We start from the raw sequence: 7,963 nt of genomic DNA on the forward strand, positions 1-7,963 counted from the left end.
TCGCGGCTTCGACCGGGGTCAGCGCATCGAGCCCGTGCGGAGCAGGGTGCGGATGACGCGCATCGCGACGGAGAGGCTGGACAGCTCGTAGTTGTCCGAACCCCTTATGTCGTCGAGGGTGCTCTTCGCCCGGTTCAGCAGGGTGGAGTTGAGGTCCGCCCAGGCGCTGTAGCGGTCCTCGGGGGTGGCCGTCTCGGGGCCGCAGGCGAGGATGTCGGCGGTCAGTGCCGCGTGGGCCGCGAAGAGGTCCTCGCGGATGGCGGCGCGGGCCATCGACGACCAGCGGTCGGTGCGGGGCAGCTCGATGATGCGGTCGAGCAGGTGGGTGATCTGGAGGCGGTCGGCGAGGTCGTAGTAGAGCTCGGCGACCTGGGCGACGTCCTTGCCGGAGCGGTCCGCGACCTCGGTGATGTCCAGGGTCGGGAAGGTCGAGGACAGGCCCGCGATCCGGGTGGCGAGCTCCTCCGGCACGCCGGCCTCGGTGAGCTCGTCGTAGACCTTCTCGAACCAGACGAGGTCGTCACCGCGCAGCGGCTTGGGCAGCGAGCCCCAGACCTGGTTGACCCGGTCGTGGAAGAACTCGATGGTGCCGGCGATGTCCAGCGGCTGGCGCCGGTTGTTGAGCATCCACCGGGTGGCGCGCTCGACGAGGCGGCGCGCGTGCAGCCGCATCTTGGTCTGCGCCCGGGCCGGGACCTTGTTGTCCAGGCCCGCGATCTCGGACCAGATCTCCTCCAGGCCGAAGACGGCCCGGGCGGCGGTGTGGGTGCGGGCGACCTCCTCGTAGGTGGCGCCGGTCTCCTCCTTCAGGCGGAAGGCGAAGGTGCAGCCGCCGCGGTTGATCGTGTCGTTGACGATCAGCGTGGTGATGATCTCGCGGCGCAGCGGGTGCCGGTCGATCTGCTCGGCGAACCGGGTCCGCAGCGCGCTCGGGAAGTACTCGTGCAGCGCGGTGCGGAAGAACGGGTCGTCGGGCAGCTCGGTGGCGAGCAGCTCGTCGGCCAGGGTGATCTTGGTGTAGGCGAGCAGCACCGACATCTCGGGCTGGGACAGGCCCCGGCCGTTCTGCTGGCGCTCGCGGATCTGCCGCTCGGTGGGCAGGAACTCCAGGGCCCGGTCGAGCTGACCGCCCGACTCCAGGCGGTTGATCATCCGGGAGTGGACGTTGACCATGCTGTGCGCCTGGGCGACCGCGTTGGCCAGCACCACGTTCTGCGCGTAGTTGTTGCGCAGCACGAGGTGGCCGACCTCGTCGGTCATCTCGGCGAGCAGGGTGTTGCGCTGCTTGACCGTCATGTCGCCGTCGGCGACCACCTGGTTGAGCAGGATCTTGATGTTGACCTCGTGGTCCGAGGTGTCGACGCCGGCCGAGTTGTCGATGGCGTCGGTGTTGATCCAGCCGCCGGCGCCCTCGGGGCCGCCGGTGGACGCGTACTCGATGCGGCCGAGCTGGGTGCAGCCGAGGTTGCCGCCCTCGCCGACGACGCGGGCCCGGACCTGCTCGCCGTTGACGCGGATGGCGTCGTTGGCCTTGTCGCCGACCTCGGCGTTGGTCTCGGTGGAGGCCTTGACGTAGGTGCCGATGCCGCCGTTCCAGAACAGGTCGACGGGCGCCTGGAGCACGGCCTTCATCAGCTCGGCGGGGGTGAGCCGGGTGTCCGGGACCCCCAGCACGGCCCGGACCTGCGGGGACAGCTGGATCGACTTGGCGCTGCGCGGGAAGACGCCGCCGCCCGCCGAGATCAGCGACTTGTCGTAGTCGTCCCAGGAGCTGCGGGGCACCTCGAAGAGGCGGCGGCGCTCGGCGTACGAGACGGCCGCGTCCGGGTTGGGGTCGAGGAAGATGTGGCGGTGGTCGAAGGCGGCGACCAGGCGGATGTGCTCGCTGAGCAGCATGCCGTTGCCGAAGACGTCACCGGACATGTCGCCGATGCCGACGACGGTGAAGTCCTCGGTCTGGGTGTCGTGGCCCAGCTCGCGGAAGTTGCGCTTGACCGACTCCCAGGCGCCGCGGGCGGTGATGCCCATGCCCTTGTGGTCGTAGCCGGCCGAGCCGCCGGAGGCGAACGCGTCGCCCAGCCAGAAGCCGTAGGACTCGGCGACGCCGTTGGCGATGTCCGAGAAGGTCGCGGTGCCCTTGTCGGCGGCGACGACCAGGTAGGTGTCGTCCTCGTCGTGGCGGACCACGTCGGCCGGGTGCACGACCTCGCCGCCGACCAGGTTGTCGGTGATGTCCAGCAGCGCCGAGATGAACGTCTTGTAGGACGCGACGCCCTCGGCCAGCCAGGCGTTGCGGTCGGCCGACGGGTCCGGCAGCTGCTTGGCGACGAAGCCGCCCTTGGAGCCGACCGGCACGATGACGGTGTTCTTCACCATCTGTGCCTTGACCAGGCCGAGGATCTCGGTGCGGAAGTCCTCGCGCCGGTCGGACCAGCGCAGACCGCCGCGGGCGACCTTGCCGAAGCGCAGGTGCACGCCCTCGACCTGCGGCGAGTAGACCCAGATCTCGAACGCCGGGCGCGGGGCCGGCAGGTCCGGGATCGCCTTCGGGTCGAACTTCATCGACACGTAGGAGTGCCACGCGCCGGAGCCGTCGTGCTGGAAGAAGTTGGTCCGCAGGGTGGCCTTGATGAGGTTCAGGAAGGAGCGCAGGATGCGGTCCTCGTCCAGCGAGACGACCTCGTCCAGCGCGCCGGCCAGCTCCTCCAGGATGCCCTCGGTCAGCTCCAGGGCGCCCCGCTGGTGGCTGGGGCTCAGCCGGGCCTCGAAGAGGTTCACCAGCAGGCGGGTGGTGTGGGTGTTGTTGCGGAGCGCGTCCTCCATGTAGTCCTGGGAGAACGTGGAGCCCGCCTGGCGCAGGTACTTGGCGTACGCGCGCAGCATCATCGCCTGGCGCCAGGTCAGCCCGGCGGTCAGCACCAGCTCGTTGAAGCCGTCGTTCTCGGCCTTGCCGGTCCAGGTGGCGGCGAAGGTCTCCTGGAAGCGCTCGCGGGCCTCGTCGGTCAGCTCGACGGCCTCGCGCAGGCGCAGGCCGAAGTCGTAGACCCAGGCGGTGGTGTGGTCGGAGCGGGTCAGCGCGTACGGGTGCTCGTCGAGCACCTCGACGCCCAGGCGCTGGAGGACCGGCAGCACCTCGGTGAGCGAGATCGGGCCGCCCACCCGGTAGATCTTGAAGCGGCGCTCGTCGTCGCCGGCGCCGACCGGCTGGTAGAGGTTGAGCCGGAAGTCGCCCTCGCCGTGCAGCGACTCGATCTGCTTGAGGTCGGCGACGGCGGTGCGCGCGGTGAAGTCGGCGCGGTAGCCGTCGGGGAAGGCGTTGGCGTACTTGCGGGAGAGCTCGGCCGCCCGCTCCTCGCCGAGTTCGACGTGCAGCTGGTCGTTGAAGCCGTCCATCCAGAACCGGGCGGCCTCGGCCAGCTTGGCCTCGATCCGCTCGACCTCGGCGTCGGTCAGCTGCGGCAGCTCGCTGCCGGGGGTGACCCGCACGACGAAGTGCAGTCGGGTCAGCACCGACTCCGTCGACCAGACCGTGTAGTCGATCGAGGCGCCGTTGAGCTCCTGCATCAGGATGTCCATGAGGCGCAGCCGGATGCGGGTGGTGTAGCGGTCGCGCGGCAGGTAGACCAGCGCGGAGAAGTAGCGGCCGTACTCGTCCTGGCGCAGGAACAGCCGCAGCCGGCGGCGCTCCTGCAGGTAGAGGACGCTGGTGGCGATCTGGAGCAGCTCGTCGGCCTGGGTCTGGAAGATCTCGTCCCGGGGGAAGGTCTCCAGGATCTGCAGCAGGTCGCGGCCGTCGTGGCTCTCGGTGGAGAAGCCGGACTCGGCGATGACGTCCTGGACCTTGCGGCGGACCACCGGGATGCGGCTGACCGACTCGGTGTAGGCGGCGGCCGAGAACAGGCCGAGGAAGCGGCGCTCGCCGACGACCTCACCGTTGGCGTCGAACTTCTTCACGCCGACGTAGTCGAGGTAGGAGGGGCGGTGCACGGTGGCCCGGCTGTTGGCCTTGGTGAGGACCAGCAGCTTCTTCTCGTGGGCCTTGGCGCGCACCGGCGCGGAGAGCCGGCCGAAGGCCTCGCTGACGGCGTGGTGCTGCTCGTCGCGGCTGACCGGGTCGGAGCGCAGGATGCCCAGGCCGGTGCCGGCGACGGCCCGCAGGACCTCCTCGCCCTCGTGCTGGACGAGGTCGTACTCGCGGTAGCCGAGGAAGGTGAAGTGGTCGTCGGCGAGCCAGCGCATCAGCTCCCAGGCCTCGCCGACCTCCTGCTCGGGCAGGCCGGCCGGCGGCTGCTCGGCGAGCTCGTCGGCCAGGCGCAGCGCGGAGTCGCGCATCTTGGACCAGTCCTCGACGACCTCGCGGACGTCGCCGAGCACCCGGCGCAGGTTGGTCTCGATCTCGCGCAGGTCGTCGCGGTCGGTCTCGCGGTCGACCTCGATGTGCATCCACGACTCGACGCTCGCGTCGGCCGGCAGCTCGGTGCCGGCGGCCTGGCTGCGGGCGCAGGCGTCGACGTCGAGGATCTCCAGCAGCTTGCCGGTGATGTCACGGCGGACGACCAGCTGGGGGTGGATGACGACGTGGATCGCGCGGTCCTGGCGGGACAGCTCGTTCGTCACCGAGTCGACCAGGAACGGCATGTCGTCGGTGACGACCTCGACCACGGTGTGGCCGCAGGACCAGCCGTTCTCCTCGACCGAGGGGGTGTGCACCCGCACCTCGGCGGTGCCCTGCGGACGCTTGAGGCCCAGGCGGTAGTGGGAGGCGGCGGCACCGTAGACGTCGACCGGGTCGCGGTCGACCAGGTCCTCGGGCGCCGTGTGGAGGTAGTAGTGGTGCAGGTACGCGGACAGAGCGCCGTTGCTCAGTCCCTCCCCCGGCGCCGCTCCCCCCACCTGGCTGTTCTCAGCGGCTGCTGCTGCCTTCCTGAGCAGTTCGGCCTTGGCTGCGTCCAGCTTGGTCTGCATGACTTCTTGGCTCCTGTCGCGCGCCGTTGCGTGACTCGGTGGTGGTTTCGGGATCACCGCCGGGTCTTCCGCCATCCTGCCGCACCGTCCTGCTGAAAGGGGCCCATGGCGCGCATGAAGCACCTCTGCAGCGGGTAGGACGAGACGTTCGGCCTCTGCGGAACCACCCGACGACGCCAGCCAGCCTAACGGGATCAATCCAAGGTGTCAGGGGACAACCAGGCGCAAACCTGCAGGAAGACCGGGCCGTCCTGGACAGCTTGTCCAATCAGGCTGCCGGTTTGCGCCGAAAGCCGAAAGTTCGTACGGAGCCCGCGTGGAAACCGTGTGCGGACCGTGGTCGCTCAGCCCATGTGCGGATGAACGTGCGAGGTCGGCGGGACGAACGTCTCCTTGATCGACCGGGCCGAGGTCCAGCGCAGCAGGTTCTGCGCGGCGCCCGCCTTGTCGTTGGTGCCGGACGCCCGGCCGCCGCCGAACGGCTGCTGGCCCACCACCGCGCCGGTCGGCTTGTCGTTGATGTAGAAGTTCCCGGCCGTGAACCGCAGCGCCTCCACCGCCTGCGCGATCGCGTAGCGGTCCTGGGCCACCACCGACCCGGTCAGCCCGTACGGCGCGCCCGCGTCCACCCGGCCCAGCACGTCCTCCCAACGGGAGTCCTCGTAGACGTGCACGGCCAGGATCGGGCCGAAGTACTCGGTGCGGAACATCTCGTTGCGGAAGTCCGAGGAGACCAGCACGGTCGGGCGGACGAACCAGCCGATGGCGTCGTCGTACTGGCCGCCGGCCGCCAGCTCCACCGTCGAGTCGGCCTTGGCCCGGTCGATGGCGTCCCGGTTCTTCTCGAACGCGCGCCGGTCGATCAGCGCGCCCATGAAGTTCGACAGGTCGGTGACGTCGCCGACCGCCAGCGCGTCCACCTCCGCGAGGAAGTCGTCCTTGATCCGCTGCCAGACGCTGCGCGGCAGGTAGGCGCGGGAGAGCGCCGAGCACTTCTGGCCCTGGTACTCGAAGGCGCCGCGGATCAGGGCGGCCTTGAGGATCTCCGGGTCGGCCGAGCGGTGCGCCAGCAGGAAGTCCTTGCCGCCGGTCTCACCGACGATCCTCGGGTACGTCCGGTAGCCGCCGATGTTGGCGCCGATGGTCTGCCAGAGCGAGCGGAAGGTCGCGGTGGAGCCGGTGAAGTGCAGCCCGGCCAGGGCGGGGTCGGCGAGCGCCACCGCGGACAGCTGCTGCCCGTCGCCGGTCACCAGGTTGACCACCCCCGGCGGCAGCCCGGCCGCCTCCAGCAGCCGCATCAGGTAGTGCGCCGCCAGCGTCTGGGTCGGCGCGGGCTTCCACACCACCGTGTTGCCCATCAGCGCGGGCGCGGTCGGCAGGTTGCCGGCGATCGCGGTGAAGTTGAACGGGGTGATCGCGTAGACGAAGCCCTCCAGCGGGCGGTGGTCGGTGCGGTTCCACACCCCCGGCGAGGAGACCGGCTGATCGGCCAGGATCTCCCGGGCGAAGTGCGCGTTCCAGCGCCAGAAGTCGATCAGCTCGCAGGCCGAGTCGATCTCCGCCTGCTGCGCCGTCTTGGACTGGCCGAGCATGGTGGCCGCGTTCAGCGTCTCCCGCCACGGCCCGGCCAGCAGGTCGGCGGCGCGCAGGAAGACCGCCGCCCGGTCGTCGAAGGACAGCGAGCGCCACTCCCGCCCGGCCGCCAGCGCGGCGTCCACCGCGGCCCGGGCGTCCTCCCGGGTGGCGTTGCCGAGCACCCCCAGCCTGGCCGCGTGGTGGTGCGGCTGGACGACGTCGATCCGCTCGCCGCCGCCGAACCGCTGCTCGCCGCCGATGGTCATCGGCAACGGGACCTGCTCGGCCGCCATGTCGTCCAGCCGGCGCACCAGACGCTCCCGCTCCGGGCTGCCGGGCGCGTAGCCGAGCACCGGCTCGTTGCCCGGCACCGGGACCTGGGTGACTGCGTCGATGGGCATGGCGGGCTCCGCTCCTCGTCACGGCGGCCGACCCGTTCCGACGACGGACCCGGCACCCGTCCAGCCTGACCAGCGGCGGGCCGCTTCGCCCGCCCGGACACGCCAACGGTGGACGTGGTACGCGCCACGCTCCCCGGGCGGGGCGCTACGCGGTGAGCCGCCCGGCCAGCTCCACGGCCTCCGCCAGGGAGTCCACCACCGGCACGCCGACCGGCTCCAGCTTCTCCCGGGTGTGCGAGCCGCCGGTGTACAGCACCGCGTGGGCGCCCGCGTTCAGCGCGGCCAGCGCGTCGTCCGCCGCGTCGCCGATCAGCACCGTGCGGGCCGGATCGACCTGCCCGCCGAGCGCGGCCAGGTGCCGGACCAGGTGCTCGGCCTTCTGCCCGCCGGCCGGGCCGCTGCGCCCGTCCACCCGCAGGAACTGGCCGGTCAGGCCGAAGCCCTCGACCACCGGCAGCAGCCGGTCGTGCTCGTACATGGACAGCAGCGACTGGCTGCGTCCGGCCGCCCGCCAGCCGTCCAGCAGCTCGCGGGCGCCGTCGGTGAGACCGCAGGCGGCGCTCAGCTCGCGGTAGCGGTCGTGGAACGCGTCGTCCAGGCGCAGCCACTCGTCGTCGGAGGGCAGCCGGCCGAGCAGCCGCTGGTAGAACCGGGGGATCGGGATCTCGTACTGCTCCCGGTACTCCCGCAGCGTCATCGGCGCGACGCCGATGGTCGCGAAGGCGGCGTTGCTCGCGCCGAGCACCGCCTCCATGTCGTGGAAGAGCGTTCCGTTCCAGTCCCAGACGATGTGAGTGCGCACGTGTTGAACGGTAGCGCCGGGTGCCGCCGGACCGGTAGGACGGGGCTCACGCGGGCCGCGCGGGCGGGCTCAGACGGGCTCAGACGGGCTGCCTCAGGCGGGCGGGCTCAGGCGAGCAGGGCGGCGATCTCCTGGGTGGCGAACCAGAGCAGGTCGTGGTCCTCGGCGCCGTCCACGGTGAACTGGGCGTCCTGGTCGCCGGCGTCCGCCGCCGCCACCG

The 7,963-nt window shown here is 71.1% G+C and carries 4 protein-coding genes; all 4 read right to left on the minus strand.

What is annotated here, in order from left to right:
* Positions 1-18 precede the first annotated feature (18 nt).
* Positions 19-4,965, minus strand: coding sequence for an NAD-glutamate dehydrogenase (locus ABD308_RS05825; protein WP_344327795.1), 4,947 nt, complete (start codon positions 4,963-4,965; stop codon positions 19-21).
* Between the two features lie 344 nt (positions 4,966-5,309).
* On the minus strand, positions 5,310-6,935 hold the full coding sequence (gene pruA / locus ABD308_RS05830) for an L-glutamate gamma-semialdehyde dehydrogenase (RefSeq protein WP_344327879.1): 1,626 nt from the start codon (positions 6,933-6,935) through the stop codon (positions 5,310-5,312).
* 151 nt (positions 6,936-7,086) lie between these two features.
* Positions 7,087-7,743, minus strand: a complete 657-nt coding sequence (locus tag ABD308_RS05835; RefSeq protein ID WP_344327800.1) for an HAD family hydrolase — start codon at positions 7,741-7,743, stop codon at positions 7,087-7,089.
* 107 nt (positions 7,744-7,850) lie between these two features.
* Positions 7,851-7,963: DUF6912 family protein (locus ABD308_RS39590; RefSeq protein WP_425554700.1), on the minus strand; the 113-nt coding region annotated here is incomplete at its 5' end.

This window comes from Kitasatospora putterlickiae (genome assembly GCF_039527695.1).
In the GTDB taxonomy this organism is placed as follows: Bacteria; Actinomycetota; Actinomycetes; order Streptomycetales; family Streptomycetaceae; genus Kitasatospora; species Kitasatospora putterlickiae.

Coding starts and splice junctions, on each gene's coding strand:
- ABD308_RS05825 (WP_344327795.1), bottom strand. CDS start 4,965: ATGCAGACCAAGCTGGACGCAGCCAAGGCCGAACTGCTCAGGAAGGCA.